The organism is Pseudomonas sp. rhizo66, from assembly GCF_031931925.1.
Lineage (GTDB): Bacteria > Pseudomonadota > Gammaproteobacteria > Pseudomonadales > Pseudomonadaceae > Aquipseudomonas.
Genome location: NZ_JAUJWZ010000018.1, coordinates 135,199 through 156,139 on the forward strand (window position 1 = coordinate 135,199; position 20,941 = coordinate 156,139).

General features: G+C 57.4%; 20 protein-coding genes and 4 tRNA genes. 6 read left to right on the forward strand and 18 right to left on the reverse strand.

The features are described from left to right. Positions 1 to 132 precede the first annotated feature (132 nt). The 10 genes from QZR14_RS21200 to QZR14_RS21245 form a co-directional block, all read right to left on the reverse strand. On the reverse strand, positions 133 to 2,004 hold the full coding sequence (locus QZR14_RS21200) for a SurA N-terminal domain-containing protein (RefSeq protein WP_250606599.1): 1,872 nt from the start codon (positions 2,002 to 2,004) through the stop codon (positions 133 to 135). A gap of 228 nt (positions 2,005 to 2,232) precedes the next feature. Beyond that, positions 2,233 to 2,505, reverse strand: a complete 273-nt coding sequence (locus QZR14_RS21205; protein ID WP_003183171.1) for an HU family DNA-binding protein — start codon at positions 2,503 to 2,505, stop codon at positions 2,233 to 2,235. Between the two features lie 148 nt (positions 2,506 to 2,653). Then, positions 2,654 to 5,050, reverse strand: coding sequence for an endopeptidase La (gene lon, locus QZR14_RS21210; protein ID WP_311997676.1), 2,397 nt, complete (start codon positions 5,048 to 5,050; stop codon positions 2,654 to 2,656). Positions 5,051 to 5,213: 163 nt separating this feature from the next. Next, positions 5,214 to 6,497, reverse strand: coding sequence for an ATP-dependent Clp protease ATP-binding subunit ClpX (clpX, locus tag QZR14_RS21215; protein ID WP_016775335.1), 1,284 nt, complete (start codon positions 6,495 to 6,497; stop codon positions 5,214 to 5,216). A gap of 112 nt (positions 6,498 to 6,609) precedes the next feature. Beyond that, positions 6,610 to 7,245, reverse strand: a complete 636-nt coding sequence (gene clpP / locus QZR14_RS21220) for an ATP-dependent Clp endopeptidase proteolytic subunit ClpP (RefSeq protein ID WP_007951559.1) — start codon at positions 7,243 to 7,245, stop codon at positions 6,610 to 6,612. Positions 7,246 to 7,338: 93 nt separating this feature from the next. Then, positions 7,339 to 8,649 (reverse strand): trigger factor, encoded by a 1,311-nt coding sequence (gene tig / locus QZR14_RS21225; protein ID WP_242207556.1) that lies wholly within the window; start codon positions 8,647 to 8,649, stop codon positions 7,339 to 7,341. 402 nt (positions 8,650 to 9,051) lie between these two features. After that, positions 9,052 to 9,127, reverse strand: a tRNA-His gene (locus tag QZR14_RS21230). Between the two features lie 77 nt (positions 9,128 to 9,204). Beyond that, positions 9,205 to 9,289: transfer RNA gene (locus tag QZR14_RS21235), tRNA-Leu, on the reverse strand. A gap of 57 nt (positions 9,290 to 9,346) precedes the next feature. Then, a tRNA-His gene (locus QZR14_RS21240) sits at positions 9,347 to 9,422 on the reverse strand. A 32-nt stretch (positions 9,423 to 9,454) separates the two neighbouring features. Next, a tRNA-Arg gene (locus QZR14_RS21245) sits at positions 9,455 to 9,531 on the reverse strand. 275 nt (positions 9,532 to 9,806) lie between these two features. Between QZR14_RS21245 and folD the strand changes: the two genes are divergently transcribed. Together folD and pbpG are read left to right on the forward strand one after the other, a co-directional pair. Beyond that, positions 9,807 to 10,661 (forward strand): bifunctional methylenetetrahydrofolate dehydrogenase/methenyltetrahydrofolate cyclohydrolase FolD, encoded by an 855-nt coding sequence (gene folD / locus QZR14_RS21250; RefSeq protein ID WP_007917331.1) that lies wholly within the window; start codon positions 9,807 to 9,809, stop codon positions 10,659 to 10,661. 230 nt (positions 10,662 to 10,891) lie between these two features. After that, positions 10,892 to 11,830, forward strand: a complete 939-nt coding sequence (pbpG, locus tag QZR14_RS21255; protein WP_250606598.1) for a D-alanyl-D-alanine endopeptidase — start codon at positions 10,892 to 10,894, stop codon at positions 11,828 to 11,830. Between the two features lie 51 nt (positions 11,831 to 11,881). Here the strand turns inward: pbpG and QZR14_RS21260 are convergent, their stop codons facing one another. The 3 genes from QZR14_RS21260 to QZR14_RS21270 form a co-directional block, all read right to left on the reverse strand. Then, positions 11,882 to 12,091 carry a hypothetical protein gene (locus tag QZR14_RS21260; RefSeq protein WP_311997677.1) on the reverse strand — a complete coding sequence of 70 codons (210 nt, stop codon included), beginning with the start codon at positions 12,089 to 12,091 and terminating at the stop codon, positions 11,882 to 11,884. 12 nt (positions 12,092 to 12,103) lie between these two features. Beyond that, positions 12,104 to 12,310 carry a DUF6021 family protein gene (locus QZR14_RS21265; protein ID WP_311997678.1) on the reverse strand — a complete coding sequence of 69 codons (207 nt, stop codon included), beginning with the start codon at positions 12,308 to 12,310 and terminating at the stop codon, positions 12,104 to 12,106. 89 nt (positions 12,311 to 12,399) lie between these two features. Next, positions 12,400 to 13,071 carry a peptidase C39 family protein gene (locus QZR14_RS21270; RefSeq protein WP_311997679.1) on the reverse strand — a complete coding sequence of 224 codons (672 nt, stop codon included), beginning with the start codon at positions 13,069 to 13,071 and terminating at the stop codon, positions 12,400 to 12,402. 232 nt (positions 13,072 to 13,303) lie between these two features. On the opposite strand from QZR14_RS21270, the gene QZR14_RS21275 reads away from it, so the two are divergent. Next, positions 13,304 to 13,474 (forward strand): hypothetical protein, encoded by a 171-nt coding sequence (locus QZR14_RS21275; protein ID WP_250606594.1) that lies wholly within the window; start codon positions 13,304 to 13,306, stop codon positions 13,472 to 13,474. Positions 13,475 to 13,727: 253 nt separating this feature from the next. Here the strand turns inward: QZR14_RS21275 and QZR14_RS21280 are convergent, their stop codons facing one another. Together QZR14_RS21280 and QZR14_RS21285 are read right to left on the reverse strand one after the other, a co-directional pair. Continuing rightward, positions 13,728 to 14,477, reverse strand: coding sequence for a TerC family protein (locus QZR14_RS21280; protein ID WP_250606593.1), 750 nt, complete (start codon positions 14,475 to 14,477; stop codon positions 13,728 to 13,730). 29 nt (positions 14,478 to 14,506) lie between these two features. Next, the gene (locus QZR14_RS21285; protein ID WP_311997680.1) at positions 14,507 to 14,749 is read right to left on the reverse strand and encodes a hypothetical protein; all 243 of its coding nucleotides are present in this window, start codon (positions 14,747 to 14,749) and stop codon (positions 14,507 to 14,509) included. 133 nt (positions 14,750 to 14,882) lie between these two features. On the opposite strand from QZR14_RS21285, the gene nhaR reads away from it, so the two are divergent. After that, the gene (gene nhaR, locus QZR14_RS21290) at positions 14,883 to 15,782 is read left to right on the forward strand and encodes a transcriptional activator NhaR (RefSeq protein WP_250606592.1); all 900 of its coding nucleotides are present in this window, start codon (positions 14,883 to 14,885) and stop codon (positions 15,780 to 15,782) included. Here nhaR and QZR14_RS21295 read toward each other — a convergent pair. Then, positions 15,777 to 16,940 (reverse strand): MFS transporter, encoded by a 1,164-nt coding sequence (locus QZR14_RS21295; RefSeq protein ID WP_250606591.1) that lies wholly within the window; start codon positions 16,938 to 16,940, stop codon positions 15,777 to 15,779. The genes nhaR and QZR14_RS21295 overlap by 6 nt on opposite strands. A gap of 336 nt (positions 16,941 to 17,276) precedes the next feature. Here QZR14_RS21295 and sstT point away from each other — a divergent pair, with 336 nt between their 5' ends. Further along, positions 17,277 to 18,509 (forward strand): serine/threonine transporter SstT, encoded by a 1,233-nt coding sequence (gene sstT, locus QZR14_RS21300; protein ID WP_250606590.1) that lies wholly within the window; start codon positions 17,277 to 17,279, stop codon positions 18,507 to 18,509. A 338-nt stretch (positions 18,510 to 18,847) separates the two neighbouring features. On the opposite strand, the gene QZR14_RS21305 is transcribed toward sstT, so the two are convergent. Further along, on the reverse strand, positions 18,848 to 19,357 hold the full coding sequence (locus QZR14_RS21305) for a DUF1993 domain-containing protein (protein WP_250606589.1): 510 nt from the start codon (positions 19,355 to 19,357) through the stop codon (positions 18,848 to 18,850). A 125-nt stretch (positions 19,358 to 19,482) separates the two neighbouring features. On the opposite strand from QZR14_RS21305, the gene QZR14_RS21310 reads away from it, so the two are divergent. Continuing rightward, entirely contained in the window at positions 19,483 to 20,127 is a 645-nt protein-coding gene (locus QZR14_RS21310) for a YceH family protein (protein ID WP_311997681.1), read from the forward strand. 135 nt (positions 20,128 to 20,262) lie between these two features. Here QZR14_RS21310 and QZR14_RS21315 read toward each other — a convergent pair whose 3' ends face one another. Further along, on the reverse strand, positions 20,263 to 20,781 hold the full coding sequence (locus tag QZR14_RS21315) for a cupin domain-containing protein (protein WP_311997682.1): 519 nt from the start codon (positions 20,779 to 20,781) through the stop codon (positions 20,263 to 20,265). Positions 20,782 to 20,941: the final 160 nt, after the last annotated feature.

A 20,941-nucleotide genomic window follows, 5' to 3' on the forward strand; every position in this document is an offset into this window, starting at 1 on the left:
GTGGCGACTGGGGATATCCCCCAAAACCCCAAAAGCATGGCAGGCCCAAAGGCTGCCACGCCGCACCGCGCGCGCAAAAAAAAGCCCCGACCTTCTCAGGCCGGGGCTTTCACATCACATCTCAGTCAACCATCAAAACCGCTTGATGTCCGCCTGAGCTTCCAACTGCTTGCGATACGCAGCAAAGTCCTGCTGCCCCTCACGCGAAGCAAGGAAGCGACGGTACTGAAGCTTCTCTTCATCCGTCGGCGCAGCCGCTTCGTTAACGCCGTTCAGGCGCACGATCATCAGGCTGCCATCCGGCAACGTCACGCTGGTGAATGTCGGTTTATCCTTGGCAGCCGGCTTCGGCATACGGAACAACGCTTGCAGCACCGCCGGATCAACACCTTCCTGACCACGGGTGGCCGCTTCAGTGGTTTTCCAGTTCTGGCCATCAACCGCCTTGTCCAACGGCGCCTTGCCATCACGCAGATCAGCAATCAGCTTCTCGGCCTTGGTCTTGGCAGCCGCGCTGGCGTGCTCTTTGGTCAACTGAGTGCGGATCGCCGCACTCACGCTTTCCAGCGGCAGTTGCGCAGGCTTGAGGTGTTCCTTGGAGCGCAGCACGATCACGGTTTCCGGATCCAGTTCGATAGCGGTGCTGTTGGCACCTTCATCGATCACTTCGGTGCTGAACGCAGCAGTGACCACGGCACGGTTGGCCGTAACACCTTCGCCACCCTCACGGCCAAACGGCTTGGAGGTGTGCACGGTCAGCTTCAGATCCGCCGCTGGCTGAGCCAGGTCAGACGCTTCGAACGCGGAGTCTTCCAGTTGCTTGGTCGCCTCGACGAAACGCTGCTCGACCTGCGCAGCTTTCAGCTCGCGGGTCAGCTTGTCTTTCAGGCTGGCCAGGGTCGGTACTTCAGGCGCTTCCACACCCAACAGCTTGATCAAGTGGTAGCCGAAGTCGGTACGAACCGGCTCGGACACCTGGTCTTTCGACAGCGAGTACAAGGCTTTTTCAAACGCTGGGTCGTAAACGCCCGGACCTGCGTAACCAAGGTCACCGCCATTGTTGGCCGAACCCGGGTCCTGCGAGAACTCTTTGGCCAGCGCTTCGAACTTCTCGCCCTTGGCCAGACGCGCCTGGACTTCGTCGATCTTCGCCTTGGCCTGAGCTTCGGTGGTCTTGTCGTTCACTTCGATCAGGATGTGCGCGGCACGACGCTGTTCAGACAGGTTGGCGATCTCTTTCTGATACGCCGCCTGCAGGTCTTCGTCCTTGACCGCAACCTGATCGAAGAACGAGGACTTCTTCAGCTCTACATAATCGATGATCACTTGATCCGGAGTCATGAACTCCTTGGCGTGTTCGTCGTAGTACGCCTTGACTTCGTCGTCAGTCAGTTTAACTGCCGCCGGGTCAGCCTTGACGTTCAGGGTAGCGAAATCGCGGGTCTGTTTTTCCAGACGGGCGAATGCCAGCACTTCGGCGTCGGTGACGAAACCGCTGCCCGCCACACCGGCGCGCAGTTGGCCGATGAGCATTTCCTGAGCCAGCATCTGGCGGAATTGCATACGGCTGTAACCCAGTTGACGGATCACCTGGTCAAAGCGCTCGGAGCTGAACTTGCCGTCCACCTGGAATTCAGGTGTCTGCAGGATCACTTGATCCAGCGCGGCTTCGGAGAAAGCGAATTTCGCTTGTTCGGCGCCTTGCAGCAGCAACTTGCGATCGATCAGGCCCTTGAGCGCCGATTCACGCAGCATTTTCTCGTCAAGCAAAGAAGCATCGAAGTCTTTGCCCAACTGTTGCATCAGCTGACGGCGTTGCATATCAACGGCCTGGCTCAGCTCGTTCTGGCTGATTTCTTCACCGTTGACCTTGGCCGCCTCATTCTTGTGAGTCGTGGCCTGGAAAATGGCGTCGAAACCGGTCAGAGCCATCAGTGCAACGATGACCCCGATAATGGTCTTGGCAATCCAGCCTTGTGAATTGTCCCTGATATTCTGCAGCATGCGTCCCCCAGAAACGGTTGAACTTCAAAATTAGGCAACCGTGGAGCGTGGGTAGAATCCGGATAGAAGAAAGGCGCATCCGAGGATGCGCCTTCTCGTAACTGGCGGAGCGGACAGGGCTCGAACCCTCGATCCCGGCGTTACAGGCAACTGTTTCAGCTACCTGCTCTACCGCTCCGCTGCCAAGTCAGGCATGACCCCGACCCGGATGGGTAAAAACCTGAAAACTTAGTTAACAGCTTCTTTCAGTGCTTTACCGGCTTTGAAACCTGGCTTCTTGGCAGCCGGTATTTCCAGAGTCTTGCCGGTTTGAGGGTTACGACCGGTACGAGCCGGACGGTCCGTCACGGAGAAAGTACCGAAACCAACCAGAACAACGGAGTCGCCAGCCTTCAGAGCGCCAGTGACGGATTCGATTACAGCGTCCAGCGCACGGCCAGCAGCAGCTTTCGGGATATCAGCGGATGCAGCGATAGCATCAATCAGTTCCGACTTGTTCACTCTAAGTCCCCTTATATCTATTTTGAGATGATTCTAAGTTTTTTGGTGAAAGCAAAAACGAGTGCTGAATGGCCTACAGACACTTAAGAGCCGCTTTATAACAAGGGCTCTAAAAAACTGTCAAGGAAGCCCCCCAGGCAAAAGCGTATTAATGCGTGCTAATTCTTTCCTTAGAGTCAGACTCACGTTTTTCGTCCTTGGCAACTATCTCGGGAGCCACATCCGGCAAGGGCTCCGGCGCGTATTGCAGCGCAATTTGCAGGACCTCGTCAATCCATTTAACCGGTTTAATCTGCAGATCCTGCTTGATATTGTCAGGAATCTCCTTCAGATCACGCACGTTCTCTTCCGGAATAATCACGATCTTGATTCCGCCGCGGTGAGCCGCCAGCAGTTTTTCCTTCAGACCACCAATCGCCAGCACTTGACCACGCAAAGTAATTTCACCGGTCATGGCGACATCGGCGCGCACCGGAATACCGGTCAATGCCGACACCAGCGCCGTGCACATGCCTACACCAGCGCTAGGGCCGTCCTTCGGCGTCGCCCCTTCCGGCATGTGGATGTGCGTGTCGCGCTTCTCGTGGAAGTCCAGAGGAATGCCCAGGCTCTTGGCGCGGCTGCGTACTACGGTGAGCGCGGCAGTGATCGATTCGACCATCACATCGCCCAGCGAACCGGTCTTGATCAACTGACCTTTACCCGGCACTACAGCGGCTTCGATAGTCAGCAATTCACCGCCCACCTGAGTCCAGGCAAGGCCGGTGACCTGACCGATCTGATCCTGCTGCTCGGCCAGACCGTAGCGGAACTTGCGCACACCGAGGAAGTGTTCCAGCAGATCAGCTGTCACTTTCACCGAGAAGCGTTTTTCCAGTGCATGTTCTTTAACGGCCTTGCGGCAGACCTTGGCGATCTGACGTTCGAGGCCACGCACACCGGCTTCACGGGTGTAGTAACGGATGATGTCGCGGATCGCTTCAGCGTCGAATTCCAGCTCGCCTTTCTTCAGACCATTGGCGGCAATCTGCTTTGGCGAGAGGTATTTGACGGCGATGTTGATCTTCTCGTCTTCGGTGTAGCCCGGCAGACGGATGACTTCCATCCGGTCGAGCAGCGCCGGCGGGATATTCATCGAGTTCGAGGTGCACAGGAACATCACATCCGAGAGGTCGTAATCGACTTCCAGATAATGGTCGTTGAAGTTGTGGTTCTGCTCTGGATCGAGCACTTCCAGCAACGCCGACGCCGGGTCGCCACGCATGTCGCTGCCCATTTTGTCGATTTCATCGAGGAGGAACAGCGGGTTGCGCACGCCCACCTTTGTCATCTTTTGAATCAATCTTCCTGGCATCGAACCGATGTAAGTCCGACGGTGACCACGGATTTCCGCTTCATCACGCACGCCACCGAGGGCCATGCGCACGAATTTACGGTTGGTGGCATGGGCAATCGACTCGGCCAGCGAGGTTTTACCTACGCCCGGAGGACCGACCAGGCACAACACCGGGCCACGGATTTTCTTCACGCGTTTTTGCACGGCGAGGTATTCAAGGATACGTTCCTTGACCTCTTCGAGACCGTAGTGGTCGGCATCGAGAATGTCTTCTGCGCGCGCCAGGTCCAGACGTACCTTGCTCTGGGCCTTCCACGGCACTTGCACCAGCCAGTCGATGTAAGAGCGCACCACGGTGGCCTCAGCAGACATCGGCGACATCTGCTTGAGCTTGTTCAGCTCGGCAGTGGCCTTGGCCAACGCGTCTTTCGGCAGACCGGCAGCGTCGATACGCTTTTTCAGGTCTTCGATTTCGTTGTGGCCTTCGTCGCTGTCGCCGAGTTCTTTCTGAATGGCCTTCATCTGCTCATTCAGGTAGTACTCGCGCTGACTGCGCTCCATTTGCTTTTTGACACGACCGCGAATGCGTTTTTCGACTTGCAGCAGATCGATCTCGGCATCCAGCAACGCCAGAACGTGCTCGACCCGGGCCGACAAATCGATGATTTCGAGAATTTCCTGCTTCTGCTCGATTTTCAGCGCCATATGCGCTGCCATGGTGTCGACCAAGCGACCTGGCTCATCGATGCTGTTGAGCGACGACAGGACTTCAGCCGGGACTTTCTTGCCCAACTGAACGTATTGCTCGAATTGCGACAGCAACGTGCGCACGAACACTTCGGATTCGCGCTCGGCAGCGTCGACTTCTTCGATCAACGACACTTCGGCACGGCAGTGGCCGTCGACTTCGCTGAAACGCTCGACGGTGCCGCGCTGCTCACCCTCCACCAACACCTTGACGGTGCCGTCAGGCAGCTTGAGCAGCTGTAGAACAGTGGCGACGGTACCTACGCGATAGAGAGCGTCTTCACCGGGATCGTCGTCAGCCGGGTTTCTCTGGGCCAGCAGCAGGATCTGCTTGTCGCCCGTCATCGCGGCCTCGAGGGCTTCGATGGATTTCTCGCGCCCCACGAACAGCGGGATAACCATGTGCGGATAAACCACGACATCACGCAATGGCAGGAGAGGCAATTCGATGGTTGTCTTCATGATTTCGCCTCTACGGCGGCCATATGGCCGTAATCAGATGGAATTGAGCTTGAAACCAAGATGGGGGCTGCCTTGAAAAAAAACAAGCGCAAAGCGGATGTAAAAAACGACATAAAAAAAAAGAGGCCCGAAGGCCCCTTCTTTATTGCAGCAGACTGGGCGCTTACGCGTCCGGCGCTGCCTTGGCCGTCGGCTCACTGTTTTCGTAGATATACAGTGGCTTGGACTTGCCTTCGATCACGCTTTCATCGATCACGACTTTGCTCACCTCGGACTGCGAGGGGATTTCATACATCGTGTCGAGCAGTACACCTTCGAGAATCGAGCGCAGGCCACGGGCACCGGTTTTACGTTCCAGGGCACGCTTGGCGACCGATTTCAGCGCGTCGGAACGGAATTCCAGATCCACGCCTTCCATCTCGAACAGCTTGGCATACTGTTTGGTCAGAGCATTTTTCGGCTCGGTGAGGATCTGCATCAGCGCAGCCTCATCAAGTTCGTCCAGCGTCGCGAGGACCGGCAGACGACCGACGAACTCCGGGATCAGACCGAACTTGACCAGATCGTCAGGCTCGACTTCACGCAGGGATTCACCGACTTTCTTGCCTTCTTCCTTGCTGCGCACTTCTGCGTTGAAACCGATGCCGCCCTTGGTGGAACGGTTTTGAATAACCTTTTCCAGACCGGAGAACGCACCACCGCAGATGAACAGGATGTTACGGGTGTCGACCTGCAGGAATTCCTGCTGCGGGTGCTTGCGACCACCTTGCGGCGGTACGGAAGCGACCGTGCCTTCGATCAACTTCAACAAGGCCTGTTGCACGCCTTCACCGGAAACGTCCCGGGTGATCGACGGGTTGTCGGACTTGCGGGAAATCTTGTCGATTTCGTCGATGTAGACAATACCCATCTGGGCCTTCTCTACGTCGTAATCGCACTTCTGCAGCAGCTTCTGAATGATGTTCTCGACATCTTCACCCACGTAACCCGCCTCGGTGAGGGTGGTTGCGTCGGCAATGGTGAACGGAACGTTCAGCAAGCGGGCCAGTGTTTCGGCCAGCAGGGTTTTACCGGAGCCTGTCGGGCCGATCAGCAGGATGTTGCTCTTGCCGAGTTCGACGTCGTCAGCCTTTTTGTCACGCTGGTTCAGGCGCTTGTAGTGGTTGTACACCGCTACGGCCAAAACCTTTTTCGCACGCTCCTGACCAATGACGTACTGGTCAAGGATGCCGCTGATTTCTTTAGGCGAAGGCAATTTATGCGCGCTGCTTTCGGCCTGGGCTTCCTGCACCTCCTCGCGGATGATGTCATTGCACAGGTCGACGCACTCGTCGCAGATAAAGACCGAGGGGCCGGCAATCAATTTGCGCACTTCATGCTGGCTTTTGCCACAGAAGGAGCAATAGAGCAGCTTGCCGTTGTCCTCGCCGTTGCGGGTGTCAGTCATTCGTTCGATCCAAATCCGATAGGCTTGCAACACAAGATGAAGGCTATTGCGGGCTTTTTCAAGCCCGCCGCTGATCAGACAAGCCGACCAAGCCTATTTTGAGCTGCTTATTTTAAGCTGGGCGCTGGTTGATCACTTCGTCGATCAGGCCATATTCCTTCGCAGCTTCTGCACTCATGAAGTTGTCGCGATTGGTGTCGCGCTCGATTTCTTCCAGAGTACGCCCGCTGTGCTTGGCCATCAGCGTGTTCAGACGCTCGCGAATGAAGAGGATTTCCTTGGCGTGGATTTCGATGTCCGACGCCTGGCCCTGGAAACCGCCCAGTGGCTGGTGAATCATCACGCGCGAGTTCGGCAGGCAGAAACGCTTGCCCGGGGCACCTGCGGTCAGCAGGAACGCACCCATGCTGCAGGCCTGGCCGATGCAGGTGGTAGACACGTTCGGCTTGATGAACTGCATGGTGTCGTAGATCGACATGCCCGCTGTCACCGAACCGCCCGGTGAGTTGATGTAGAGATGGATGTCCTTGTCCGGGTTTTCCGCTTCAAGGAACAGCAGTTGCGCGCAGATCAGGTTGGCCATGTAGTCCTCTACCGGACCAACCAGAAAGATCACTCGCTCCTTGAGCAGGCGCGAATAGATGTCATAGGCGCGTTCGCCACGAGCAGATTGCTCGACAACCATCGGGACCAGGCCGCCGGCGGCCTGGATATCAGAGTTCTGCTGAATATAAGAATTACGGAACATGCTCTGCAGTCGCTCCCAAATAGTTATGTCTTGAATACGCATAAGCCAGCTCGAGAGCTGGCTTATGGTGTGTACTTCTTAGCGCTAAATCAATCAGTCGGCTGCTGGAGCTTCTACCGGCTTGACTGCTTCTTCGTAAGAGACCGCTTTATCGGTCACACTAGCTTTCTGCAGAACAGTATCCACAACTTGTTCTTCCAGCACAACCGAACGCACTTCGTTCAGTTGCTGCTCGTTCTTGTAGTACCACGACACAACCTGCTCAGGCTCCTGGTAAGCGGAAGCCATTTCCTGAATCATTTCGCGAACGCGAGCTTCGTCAGGCTTCAGATCGAACTGCTTGACCACCTCAGCAACGATCAGACCCAGCACGACGCGGCGCTTGGCTTGCTCTTCGAACAGCTCGGCCGGCAGTTGGTCAGGCTTGATGTTACCGCCGAACTGCTGAACAGCCTGCACGCGCAGACGGTCAACTTCGTTGGACAGCAGAGCCTTAGGCACTTCGATCGGGTTGGTGGCCAGCAGACCGTCCATTACCTGATTCTTGACCTTGGATTTGATCGCCTGACGCAGTTCACGCTCCATGTTCTTGCGAACTTCGGTGCGGAAACCGTCGATGCCGCTTTCCTTGATGCCGAATTGAGCGAAGAACTCTTCGTTCAGCTCAGGCAGCTTAGGCTCGGAAACAGTGTTGACAGTCACGGTGAACTCGGCGGTTTTGCCAGCCAGGTCCAGGTTCTGATAGTCCTCTGGGAAGGTCAGGTTCAGAACGCGCTCTTCGCCAGCCTTAGCGCCAACCAGGCCTTCTTCGAAGCCCGGGATCATGCGGCCGGAACCCAGCACAAGCTGAGTGCCCTTGGCGGAACCACCAGCGAATACTTCGCCGTCAACCTTGCCAACGAAATCGATGTTCAGTTGGTCTTCGTTCTGGGCAGCGCGATCGGCCACTTCAAAACGAGTGTTCTGCTTGCGCAGGATGTCGAGCATTTTGTCCAGGTCAGCGTCAGCCACGTCAGCGCTCAGGCGCTCAACAGTGATGCCTTCGAAACCGGCAACGGTGAACTCAGGGAACACTTCGAATACAGCAACGTATTCCAGGTCTTTGCCAGCTTCGAGCGACTTAGGCTCGATCGATGGCGAACCAGCAGGGTTCAGCTTCTGCTCAACCACAGCTTCGTAGAAGGAGGACTGGATCACGTCGCCTACAGCTTCCTGACGAGCATCAGCACCGAAACGGCGCTTGATTTCGCTCATTGGCACTTTGCCTGGACGGAAGCCAGCAATCTTGGCCTTTTGGGCAGTCTGTTGCAGACGCTTGTTGACCTGAGTCTCGATGCGCTCAGCCGGCACGGTGACGCTCATGCGGCGCTCGAGAGCAGTAGTATTTTCAACAGAAACTTGCATGGATATTCCTCGTTGCACAGACGTTAGCCGGCCGTTTCCGACCCCAGAATCAAGGGCATGCATTCTAGTGGGTCAAACTCAAGAAGTCACCCTACTGAAAACGGGTAAAAAAACAGCAGGCAATTTATAGGGATCGATGCACGGATGCAGCGCGTCCCACAGGCGAATACAACCAATCACGCCAGGGCTCTGCGCCAACCGCTTCTATATATAGAAGAGGCTGCCAATCAGTCCCTGACGGCCGAACCTGCAAGCAAGTCCGGCGAGCAGCACAGCATCATCGAGCAACATAAATACGACGAAGCGCCCTGCCCCTGCACCCCGAAACCGGCAATCGCCGCCTTTCAGAAGCGCTAAAACAAAAAAGGCGCCAGACTGTTAAATCTGGCGCCTTTCGAAATATGGGGTGGACGATGGGGATCGAACCCACGACAACGGGAGTCACAATCCCGTGCTCTACCAACTGAGCTACGCCCACCATATTGCGTAACAAAAAAGCCAAACAACTTCTTTGTTGAAACCTCACCAGCCCGAAGACATGAATGAAGCTTTAATTGGTGCGGATGAAGAGACTCGAACTCTTACGCCTCGCGGCGCTGGAACCTAAATCCAGTGTGTCTACCAATTCCACCACATCCGCGGATGAAGCTTTTAAAGCAAAGGCGCCAGACTGTTACATCTGGCGCCTTTCGAAATATGGGGTGGACGATGGGGATCGAACCCACGACAACGGGAGTCACAATCCCGTGCTCTACCAACTGAGCTACGCCCACCATATCGCGCTACTTGTGCCAATGCTGCCTAATGGCGCACCCGGCAGGACTCGAACCTGCGACCATCCGCTTAGAAGGCGGATGCTCTATCCAGCTGAGCTACGGGCGCCTTATTAATCTGTACTCTTAAAGGACTACAAACTAAGTGCTTTCCAGTGTTGCAGAACCTTGATTCCGCTTCACCTTCTTAACCAGTGCTAGGCTGTGCCCGACAAGTGCGACGAATAGTATAGAGCGCTCCGAAGGTCGTCAAATCCTTTTTGAAAAAAATTCATTTAATTAAAGGGGTTAGAGGAATTTGCTGACCAAGCGCCTTTGCCCCCACCGCTCGACATGCGAGAATGCGTTCTCATTTTTTCCCCTCTCGATGGTTAATCACGCGCAATGACTGCACAACTAATCGACGGCAAATCGATCGCCGCCAGCCTGCGCCAGCAGATCGCCCAACGAGTTGCCGAGCGTCGCCAGCAAGGCCTGCGCACTCCCGGCCTCGCGGTGATCCTGGTCGGCAGCGATCCTGCCTCTCAGGTTTATGTCTCGCACAAGCGTAAAGACTGTGAAGAGGTTGGCTTCCTCTCTCAAGCCTACGACCTGCCCTCCGACACCACGCAAGACGCGTTGACCGATCTGATCGATCGCCTCAACGACGACCCTGCAATCGACGGCATCCTGCTGCAGTTGCCGCTGCCCGAGCACCTGGACGCCTCCAGACTGTTGGAGCGTATCCGCCCGGACAAAGACGTCGACGGTTTCCACCCTTATAACGTCGGCCGTCTGGCCCAGCGCATTCCGCTGCTGCGTCCATGCACGCCTAAAGGCATCATGACCTTGCTGGAAAGCACTGGCGCTGATCTTTATGGCATGGACGCAGTGGTTGTCGGCGCGTCCAACATCGTCGGTCGTCCGATGGCGATGGAGCTGCTGCTGGCCGGTTGCACCGTGACCGTGACCCACCGTTTCACCAAGGATCTGGCCGGCCACGTGGGTCGTGCCGATCTGGTAGTGGTAGCCGCCGGCAAGCCGGGTCTGGTCAAAGGCGAGTGGATCAAGGAAGGCGCGATCGTGATAGACGTCGGTATCAACCGCCAGGACGACGGCAAACTGGTCGGCGACGTTGTCTACGAAACCGCCCTGCCCCGCGCTGGCTGGATCACCCCGGTACCGGGCGGCGTAGGCCCGATGACCCGCGCCTGCCTGCTGGAAAACACCCTCTATGCGGCAGAAACCCTGCACGCTTGATCGGTACTTTCAGCAATAAGAAAAACCCGCCTTGTGCGGGTTTTTTCATGCCTGAGAAAAAACTGTAACCGTTCGCCGGAAACCCCTCTTTTTACAGGTCTTTTCACGAGATTTTCAGGCCGCTCAAACAACCATCGACAGATCTTCAGCCATACTCCTAGAATGCGACGCTTTGAAGTAATAACCCGTTACAAACTAACGGAATATCCAACCTTTATGAGTTCGCCCGCGTGAAAATTCGTCTTTCGATTCTGAGCCTGTTTTTTGCTTTTACAGGCACATTCATCACGCCTACGATCAACGCTGCGGAAACCACCGCTGCCCCACGTGATGCTTCGACCCTGAAGATCGCTTCCGGCAGCGCCCTGCTCATGGATATGCAGACCAACAAAGTCATTTACTCCAGCAACCCTGACGTGATCGTACCGATCGCCTCTGTCAGCAAGTTGATGACCGGTTTGGTTGTGGTTGAAGCCCGGCAAAACATGGACGAATGGATCAATGTCGATATCAGCAACACGCCGGAAATGAAGGGCGTGTTCTCCCGAGTCAAACTCAAGAGTGAGCTGCCGCGTCGCGAGATGCTGCTGATCGCCTTGATGTCTTCGGAGAACCGCGCCGCCGCCAGCCTCGCGCACCACTATCCGGGAGGCTACGCCGCCTTTATCGCGGCGATGAACGCCAAGGCCAAGGCACTGGGGATGACCAGCACACACTTCGTCGAGCCGACAGGTCTGTCGGAGCGCAACGTATCCACTGCCCGCGACCTGAGCAAGCTGCTGGTGGCCGCGCACAAATACCCAATCCTCAGCGAACTCACCACCACCAAGGAAAAGACCGTGTCGTTCCGCAAACCCAACTACACCTTGGGTTTCCGCAATACCGATCACTTGGTCAATAAAGCCGACTGGGACATCAAGATCACCAAAACCGGTTTCACCAATCCTGCCGGTCATTGCCTGGTCCTGGTGACAAGAATGGGCAACCGCCCGGTCGCTTTGGTGATTCTCGATGCGTTCGGCAAATACACCCACTTTGCCGACGCCAGCCGCATTCGCAGCTGGGTCGAAACCGGCAGGAGCGCCAGCGTTCCTGCGGTGGCTCAGCAATACAAGGCCGAGAAAAACCTCAAATCGCGCCAGAGCGGCGTGGTTGAAGCGTCCAAGTAACTTCGCACAAGAAAAAGCCCCGAATCCTCGGGGCTTTTTTTCATCTGTGAATCAGTCATTGGGCAGCGGCATCTTGTCGTCATCAGGGATGCCATCGCCCGCGCTTGGATCCCGCGCAGGCTCAGGCGTGAGCACATTGGGCCGGGCCATCGGGTCGCGCAACGGGCTGTCCGGGTCCAGCACCGGATCAATCTCAGGTTCTGGCGTCGTCGGAACACTGTCCGGGTTTTTTTGGTCATCGAAGCTCGAATCGGTACTCATACGCACCTCACTTCAAGGTTTCAGATTGGCTAACGGGTCATAAGGCTTGGCCGGCTTCTTGGCGTCCTCGCCGGGCTCGACGTCGAGGGGCGCCTTGGCGGGGCCGACAGGATCGACTTGTGGATCATCGAGGTCGGGCGAGTCCGGATCAAATCCCAGATCATCTCCCGAAGCATGCTCGGACGAGTGCGGGCCTTTGGGTGCTTGGGAATCTGTCATGTCGCCTCCTGATTCACCCGCGGAACACGGGTTCTATTATTAGGAGGCTTGCCGGGCGCAGTCGTGCCCGGCAAATGACGAACGGAGACTCAATGGGCGGCCAGCGCCTTGCGCGCCTGCACCGCTTCGTTTTCCTGACCGGCCTGGGCCAGTTCATCCGCCGCTTTGAGCCAGCGCTGACGGTCGACGGCCGCCGGGATCTGCGACGGCTTCTGAATCAACACGGCCCAGCCACCGGACTTTTCCAGTGCCGACTCAAAGGCGCTGAAACTCATCAGTTCGCGACGGTTCATGCCGGCGCGCAGCAAGACCTTCTGTTTGTTGCGATCGTAACCGGACAGGATCGCGTATCGCGGCTCGGCCCAGAAGGCCGAACCCTCACTGAAACGCACCATCACCGGATACCCCGCTGCCACCTGGGTCAATAGCGCGGGCAGGTTGCTGTCCAGCGGATAAACCACCATGCCGTATTCGCGGGCAAGGTTTTGCAGGTTCTGCTGCAACTTGTCTTCGGCACCCGGCAAGTGCAGAGGTTTCTCGAGCAGCCCCGGGGTGATCACGATGCCCTGCTGCGACAACAGACTGGCCAGCACTTGCGGGCCGCTCTGATTGGCTTCGCCGCGATAGAACGTGCCGCTGAGTTCGACCCGCTCCGGCAGACGCTTGACCTCGGGCGCTACAGTACCTGCACATCCGGCCAACACGGCCGCACAACCCGCCACCAGCAGCGCCGCACGAATTCGGGAAAATACCTGCACCATCATCACTCTCTGTTCAGACGCCGGTCATCGTGTTCCGGCAACGCCTGCGATCATAGGGCCACGCCAGGCTGCGGTATAGCCTTAAGCCGCAGACATACCGATTGCATAGAGCAAACTGATTGGTCGTCACCGACCTTTGGTCAATAGTCTGAAACACCCTATTGTCTAGACTGTCACTGAAACAGAGCGAATTGAAAGTAGGCGCCCGATGCAGGGCAAAGAGGAGGCACTGATGAGCCTGACCATGACCATTGTGATGTTGATTGCCGGCTGGCTGGCCGTGGCCACTGCCATGTTGTGGGGCGTGCTGCGGATTTCGCGGCGCCATCATCACCATCCGGTTCAATCTGCTGCGGTTGAAAAAAACGAGAAGCACCGGGTACGCCACGCCGCCGCGCATTGAGGATTACGTCAAAAGCGAGAAGCCCCTCCCCCTAGCCCTCTCCCAGAGGGAGAGGGGACTGACCGAGTGACAAGCTCGAATTACGTCGACCTGAAATACCGAGCTGAACTCAAGTTTGAAAACCACACAGATCGGCTCCCTCTCCCTCGGGAGAGGGGTGGGGTGAGGGGCTTGCCTTACAGAACATAGAAAACCTGAAATAAAAAAAGGCCGCCTGAACTCAGTTCAAGCGGCCTTTTTGGCTTACTGGCGGTTACGCGTGTTCAGCCAGCTTCTTCTGCTTCGCACGACGAGACATCATGTTCAGCACCTCGATACCGGCCGAGAACGCCATGGCCGCATACACATAACCTTTCGGTACATGGGCGCCGAAGCCTTCAGCGATCAAGGTCATACCGATCATGATCAGGAAGCCCAGGGCCAGCATCACCACCGTCGGGTTGTCGTTGATGAACTTGGCCAGCGGCTCAGCAGCAAACAGCATCACCAGTACCGACACCACCACCGCGATGATCATGATCGGCAAGTGTTCGGTCATGCCGACCGCAGTAATAATGCTGTCGATCGAGAACACCATGTCGAGCATCAGGATCTGGCCGATAGCTGCGGCAAAACCCAAAGTGACCGTCGAGGTCGCCGACTTCGGATCTTCCGGCGCCGGGTCCATGCTGTGATGGATCTCAGTCGTGGCTTTCCAGACCAGGAACAGGCCACCGGCAATCAGGATCATGTCCTTCCAGGAGAAGGCATGGCCAAGGATCTCGATCACAGGCTCGGTCAACTGCACGATGAAGGCGATGGTGCTCAACAGCGCCAGACGCAGGATCAACGCCATGCCGATACCGATGCGGCGGGCTTTCTGCCGATGCTGCTCGGGCAGCTTGTTGGTCAGGATCGAAATAAAGATCAGGTTATCGATGCCGAGCACGATTTCCATCACCACCAGTGTGGCCAAAGCAACCCAGGCGGTGGGGCTGGCGGCGAGTTCTAACAGATATTCCATGGGTCAGTCCTGACTCTGTGTAAGACGGTTTAGATGGTCTTGGAGGAAGATTCGGATTGTTCCGCATCTTTTTCCGGTGTTTCTTTCTTCTCGATCAACCCGCCGGTGGCATCGCTGAGCGCCTGCTCGGCGGCTTTATGGGTGTCGTCGATCGCTTGCTTGGCGTTTTCAGCCGCTTTGCCCATCAGTTGCTGGGCACTTTTCTCGGCTTGATCGCAACCAGCCAGAAGCAGTAAAGACGTAAACATCAATGCGGGGATGGTGTATTTCATGAGGCTTCCTTCGAATGAACAGACAGGGCCATAGACCACCCGTCGATGGCTGGGCATTCTAGGGAGACAAACACTTCAGTAAAATTCGTATTTTTAGCGGCTATACTTCGGTTTTCACGAACTGTAGAACGCCATGCTCAATTACCGACAACTGCATTACTTCTGGGTCGTAGCCAAGACCGGCAGCATCGTGCGCGCCTGCGAGCAACTGAACCTGACTCCACAAACCATCAGCGGGCAGATTTCCTTGCTCGAACAGACTTACGGCATCGAATTATTCAGACGGGTCGGCCGACAACTCGAATTGACCGAAGCCGGGCGACAAGCCCTGCCCTACGCCGAGCAAATGTTTCAACTGGGCGGTGAACTGGAACTGATGCTGCGCGCACAGCCCAACGAACAGCAAATTCTGTTCCGCGTCGGCGTGGCTGACGTGGTGCCGAAATCCATCGTCTATCGCCTGATCGCGCCAACCATGGAGCTGAACGAGCCACTGCGCATCACCTGCCGCGAAGACAAACTCGAACGTTTGCTCGCCGATCTGGCGATTCAGCGCCTGGATCTGGTGATCTCCGACAGTCCGATGCCCTCACACCTGGACATCAAGGGCTACAGCCAGAAGCTCGGTGAGTGCGGGATAAGTTTCTTTGCCACCCCGGAACTGGCAGCAAAATACGGTCAGGACTTCCCACGCAACCTGCACGGTGCACCACTGTTGATTCCCGGGCCGGAAACCGTGGTGCGCAGCCGCTTGCAGCGCTGGTTTGCCGAGCAGCAGATCCAGCCGCAAATCGTCGGCGAGTTCGATGACAGTGCGTTGATGCAGGCCTTCGGCCAATCCGGCAGCGGGATTTTTATCGGCCCGAGCGTGATTGCCGATGAAGTGAAGCGCCAGTACGGCGTCGAACTGATTGGCCAGACCGACGCGGTGACCGAGTCGTTCTATGCCATTTCGGTGGAGCGCAAAGTCAAGCACCCCGGCATCGTTGCGATTACCGAAGGTGCCCGACGCGAGCTGTTTACTGCGTTATGAGGCCTCGGCGCACATTTCGCGCGGTTTGAGCGTCATCAGCACCATGGCGAGGAACACCGACAGCAAAATGAACCCGGCGGCGGCAAAGCCGAGGAAGCCCAGACCCGCACTGTCGATGACCCGGCCACCGACGATGGCGCCCAGGCCGATCCCCAGATTGGCCCCGGCGATGTTCAACGAGGCGGCAAAGGCCGGCGCTTCCGGCGCGGCTTTCATCAGGCGCACATGGCTGACCAGGAACAACGCGGCCTGGGTCACGCCCCAGATCCCCATCGCCACCGCCAAGCCCAGCGGCGAATGAATGTTCGGCACCAGCGAGACCATGCCGGCAATCATGAACGCACAGAACAACACCGACGCCCCCAGCGGATGCCGGTCCACCGCACGACCGCCCAGGGAGTTGCCGATCAGCCCGACTGCACCGAACGCCATCAGGCACCAACCGACCACGGTGCCGTTGAACCCGGCGAGGCGCTCAAGAATGTCGGCCAGATACGTGTAAGCGGTAAACATGCCGCTGAACACCAGGATCGACAGCAGGATATGGCCGATCATCAGCGGACTGCGCAGGATCTTGAATTGCGAGCGGAAGCTGACCTGATGTTGATGCAGGCTGGTTTTCGGCAGATAAACAAACAGCAACAATGCCTTGGCAAACGCGATCACCGCCAGAATGCCAAAGGCACTACGCCAGCCGAACGCATCGGAAATCAGCGTGCCGACCGGGATGCCGAACACCGTGGCGCAGACAATGCCGAAACCGATCTTGGCGATCGCACGACCGGCGAAGTCCGGGCCGACGATGTCCACGGCGGTCTCACTGGCCAGGGCCCAGAACACCGGCAGACCGAGCGCCGGGATCAACCGGGCAATCGCCATCACCCAGATATTTGGCGCCAGCGCCGCCACGGTATTGGCCAGGCCAAACATGATCAGGATGCTGATAAACAGTTTGCGCCGCTCGAAGCGGGCGAAATACGCGGTCAAGAAAGGCCCGAACATCGCCACGGTAAAAGCGAATAGAGTCACCAGCAACCCGGCCTGCGGGATGGTGACTTCGAGGTCTCGGGCGATCGCCGGCAACAGGCCGACGATGACGAATTCCGTGGTCAGCACCGTGAACCCGGCAGCGGACAACAGAAGAATGGGCAACAGCATGCGCAACTCCAGCAAAACGACGACACCAGCGTTGACCCGGAGGCCCGCTGGCGGAATTTGAAAATAAGGATGCGCAATCTTAACAGAGTGTGTCCGGGCTGACTTGCACAAACCTGCCGACTTTGTTGCCTGATCCGGTGGCAGATCGTCACAGGCCTGAAGGATAAGGCCTACGCTGTGATAAAGTCCGCGCCCTGAAAAACGTACAGCCTGTTCAACGACCGGTTTATTGGCGTTGATGTCGCGACAACACTTTCGGTTCGTGGCGGTGGCCTGCCCCTGTTTTGCCATCGCGTTACGCAACCTTGCACCCTATAAAAAATCAGAGATGCCGCTATGACCGCTTCATCCCCTTCTCTACTGCAACGCCTGAAAAACCTCAGCCTGGTCACGCAGATCGTCATCGGCCTGATCGCCGGTATCGCCCTGGCGATGTTCGCCCCGGAAGCGGCGAAAGGCACGGCGTTCATCGGCAAAGTGTTTGTATCTGCATTGAAAGCCGTCGCACCGATTCTGGTGTTCGTGCTGGTGATGGCCTCGATTGCCAACCACAAGCACGGTCAGGAAACCCATATCCGCCCGATCCTGTTCCTCTATCTGCTGGGCACCTTCGCGGCAGCAGTCGTGGCGGTGGTCGCGAGCATGGCGTTCCCGTCGCACCTGGTATTGTCGACCGACAACGTCTCGGTGACGGCGCCGGGCGGTATCGGCGAAGTGCTGCAGAGCCTGCTGTTGAGCGTGGTCGACAACCCGGTCAGCGCGCTGATGAACGCCAACTTCATCGGCATTCTGGCGTGGGCGATCGGCATGGGCATCGCGATTCGTCATGCCGGCGACACCACCCGCGAAGTGCTGGGTGATCTGTCCAATGGCGTGACGGTAATCGTGCGTGTGGTGATTCGCTTCGCGCCGCTGGGCATTTTCGGTCTGGTGGCTTCGACGCTGGCCACCTCCGGTTTCGGCGCACTGATCGGTTACGCGCACCTGCTGGCCGTGCTGCTCGGCTGCATGCTGTTCGTGGCGCTGGTGATGAACCCGTTGATCGTGTTCTGGAAACTGCGTCGCAACCCGTACCCGCTGACACTCAAGTGCCTGCGTGAAAGCGGGATCACCGCGTTCTTCACCCGCAGCTCGGCGGCGAACATTCCGGTCAATCTGGAATTGAGCAAGCGTCTGGGCCTGCATGAAGACACCTATTCGGTGTCGATCCCGCTGGGCGCGACCATCAACATGGCTGGCGCGGCGATCACCATCACCGTGTTGACCCTGGCAGCCGTGCACACACTGGGCATCGCCGTGGACATCCCGACCGCCATCCTGCTCAGCGTTGTTGCGGCGATTTGTGCCTGTGGCGCTTCGGGTGTGGCTGGCGGTTCGCTGCTGCTGATTCCGCTGGCGTGCAGCCTGTTTGGCATTCCGAGCGAAATCGCCATGCAGGTGGTAGCAGTCGGTTTCATCATCGGTGTGCTGCAGGATTCGGCGGAGACCGCGCTGAACTCGTCGACAGACGTGCTGTTCACCGCTGCGGCGTGCCTGGGTGAGGAAGCGAAAGCCCAACGTACGGCGTAACCGTCTTACCCTGTGGGAGCGAGCCTGCTCGCGAAGGGGTGGGTCAGTTGACATAGATGTCGCCTGACACACTGCATTCGCGAGCAGGCTCGCTCCCACAATGGAAAATGAAAAGCCCGCCGAGGTGTGAACCTTGGCGGGCTTTTTTGTGGCTGAGATCTTTTCCCCCCTCACCCCAACCCTCTCCCCCCAAGGGGGGCGAGGGGGAAAGGGGGCAGACCGAGTGCTGTTCAAACCTGAGTTCGACTTGATAGTTCAGGTCGGCGTATCTCGAACAAACAACGCGATCAGTCCCCTCTCCCTCCGGGAGAGGGCTAGGGTGAGGGGCTTTTGACTTTTTAGAACGCGCCCATGTAATCGCGTTTACCCACTTCAACACCGTTATGACGCAGCAGCGCATAGGTGGTGGTGACGTGGAAGAAGAACTGCGGCAGACCGTAAGTCAGCAGGTACGACTGGCCACTGAAGCGCTTCTCTTTCGGCGTGCCCGGACGGGTGACGATTTCGATGCCTTCCTTGCCATTGATCTGCTCTGGCTTGATCTCGCCGATAAAGGCCAGAACCTTGGCGATCAGGGCTTGCAGCTCGGCGAAGGTGGTTTCTGTGTCGTCGTATTTCGGCAGCTCGACTTCGGCCAGACGTGCCGAAACACCTTTGGCGAAATCGACGGCGATCTGCACCTGGCGGGTCAGCGGGAACATGTCCGGGTACAGGCGGGCCTGCAGGAACGCGTTCGGGTCGATGTTTTTCTCGGTGGCGTGGGCTTCAGCCTTTTTCAGTACATCGCTCAGGGCGTTGAGCATTTGTTGAAATACCGGGACGGATGCGGCGTACAGGGAAATGGTCATGGCAGTCTCGTGTGGTGGCTGGGTGGAACAAGGAGGCGATTATAGCCATGCTTGATGACCACACGGCTTGCCTTTTGTTTGGCAAGGATTAGGCTAGGCGCCTTCGACTGCAGAGGGAACGCGCGATGACCACAGAGACAGAATCCAGCTTCGACGAACCACGGCTCAATGCCACGGAAATCCGCATCCTTGGTGCGCTGATCGAGAAACAGGCGACCAGCCCGGAAACCTACCCGCTGACCCTCAATGCGCTGGTGCTGGCCTGCAATCAGAAAACCAGTCGCGAACCGGTGATGAACCTGACCCAAGGCCAGGTCGGCCAGAGCTTGCGCGCTCTCGAAAGCCGCGGTTTCGCCAAACTGGTGATGGGCAGCCGAGCCGACCGCTGGGAGCATAAGGTCGACAAGGCGCTGGAACTGGTGCCGGCGCAGGTGATTCTCAGCGGACTGATGTTTCTGCGCGGTCCGCAAACCGTCAATGAGCTGCTGACCCGCAGCGGACGCATGCATGATTTCGAAGACGCCGAACAGGTGGTGCATCAGCTTGAGCGCTTGATTGCGCGCGGGCTGGCGGTGCTGATTCCGCGCCAGGCCGGGCAGCGCGAAGATCGTTATACCCATGCGCTGGGTGATCCGGCGGATAGCGAGGCGATCATGGCGGCACGGCAGAATCCGCAGGATCGATCGAGCGCCGGCGTTTCCGTAGAACGCATCGAAGAGCTGGAAGCGCGGATTGCGGCGCTGGAAGAGCGCCTGGCCCGCCTCGAATAATCACCACCGTTTTATTGTGGGATCGAGCCTGCTCGCGAAGAGGTTGTGTCAACCAGATCATTTTTGAATGACACACCGCATTCGCGAGCAGGCTCGCTCCCACAGGGGTTATTCATCAGGCTTCAGATCCTGGGGTTATTCACCCTCCCAGTAATCCACACCATCCGCCTGCCGTGCCACAGCCACAAAACCTGAGGCATTGCCCTCGGCATCCACCTTGAAGTTATCCATCACCACGTACTTGTTCGAATCCGGGTATTCGCAAATGTCCGGTTGCTGCTGTGTACTCACCGCCAGATAACGCAGTTCGCCCGAGCTGGTATTGATGATCTGATGCGCCTTCTCCGGCCCACCCGGCGGGCAAGCAATCACGTCGCCTTCGCGGATCGGAAAACGCTCGACGCCAAGACGTACCTCGCCCTCCCCGGCCACCACGTAAAACATTTCTTCATTGACCCGATGGCTGTGAAACGGACTGCCACGCATGCCCGGTGGCAGGGCGTACAGGCGATAACCGAGTTTCTGCGAACCCAATTGCTGGCCAATTCGCGCCATGCGCTGTTGGTAGCGGCCGGCGGTTTCGCCTTGCGGGGCAAGGGCTTCGGGCAGGGGTTCGAGTTCGACCTGATGCAGGTTGAGTATGGGCGGATGCATGGGAGCCTCGGTCACGGTTTTTGTGGTGGGCAAGTCTGGGCTTGCTGGTGAGGCAGTATAGGCAACAGGATAAACCGAGGTGAATTCATCGCTGGCAAGCCAGCGATGGGGCCTGGGGCTGCTCACATATTTATGCTCCGCCCCGATACCTGTGGGAGCT

Bases quoted from the DNA above. Each gene is read 5' to 3' on its own strand.
- QZR14_RS21200 (WP_250606599.1), bottom strand. From the start codon at position 2,004: ATGCTGCAGAATATCAGGGACAATTCACAAGGCTGGATTGCCAAGACC.
- lon (WP_311997676.1), bottom strand. From the start codon at position 5,050: ATGAAGACAACCATCGAATTGCCTCTCCTGCCATTGCGTGATGTCGTG.
- clpX (WP_016775335.1), bottom strand. From the start codon at position 6,497: ATGACTGACACCCGCAACGGCGAGGACAACGGCAAGCTGCTCTATTGC.
- clpP (WP_007951559.1), bottom strand. From the start codon at position 7,245: ATGTTCCGTAATTCTTATATTCAGCAGAACTCTGATATCCAGGCCGCC.
- tig (WP_242207556.1), bottom strand. From the start codon at position 8,649: ATGCAAGTTTCTGTTGAAAATACTACTGCTCTCGAGCGCCGCATGAGC.
- folD (WP_007917331.1), top strand. From the start codon at position 9,807: ATGACTGCACAACTAATCGACGGCAAATCGATCGCCGCCAGCCTGCGC.
- QZR14_RS21260 (WP_311997677.1), bottom strand. From the start codon at position 12,091: ATGAGTACCGATTCGAGCTTCGATGACCAAAAAAACCCGGACAGTGTT.
- QZR14_RS21265 (WP_311997678.1), bottom strand. From the start codon at position 12,310: ATGACAGATTCCCAAGCACCCAAAGGCCCGCACTCGTCCGAGCATGCT.
- QZR14_RS21270 (WP_311997679.1), bottom strand. From the start codon at position 13,071: ATGGTGCAGGTATTTTCCCGAATTCGTGCGGCGCTGCTGGTGGCGGGT.
- QZR14_RS21275 (WP_250606594.1), top strand. From the start codon at position 13,304: ATGAGCCTGACCATGACCATTGTGATGTTGATTGCCGGCTGGCTGGCC.
- QZR14_RS21280 (WP_250606593.1), bottom strand. From the start codon at position 14,477: ATGGAATATCTGTTAGAACTCGCCGCCAGCCCCACCGCCTGGGTTGCT.
- QZR14_RS21285 (WP_311997680.1), bottom strand. From the start codon at position 14,749: ATGAAATACACCATCCCCGCATTGATGTTTACGTCTTTACTGCTTCTG.
- nhaR (WP_250606592.1), top strand. From the start codon at position 14,883: ATGCTCAATTACCGACAACTGCATTACTTCTGGGTCGTAGCCAAGACC.
- QZR14_RS21295 (WP_250606591.1), bottom strand. From the start codon at position 16,940: ATGCTGTTGCCCATTCTTCTGTTGTCCGCTGCCGGGTTCACGGTGCTG.
- sstT (WP_250606590.1), top strand. From the start codon at position 17,277: ATGACCGCTTCATCCCCTTCTCTACTGCAACGCCTGAAAAACCTCAGC.
- QZR14_RS21305 (WP_250606589.1), bottom strand. From the start codon at position 19,357: ATGACCATTTCCCTGTACGCCGCATCCGTCCCGGTATTTCAACAAATG.
- QZR14_RS21310 (WP_311997681.1), top strand. From the start codon at position 19,483: ATGACCACAGAGACAGAATCCAGCTTCGACGAACCACGGCTCAATGCC.
- QZR14_RS21315 (WP_311997682.1), bottom strand. From the start codon at position 20,781: ATGCATCCGCCCATACTCAACCTGCATCAGGTCGAACTCGAACCCCTG.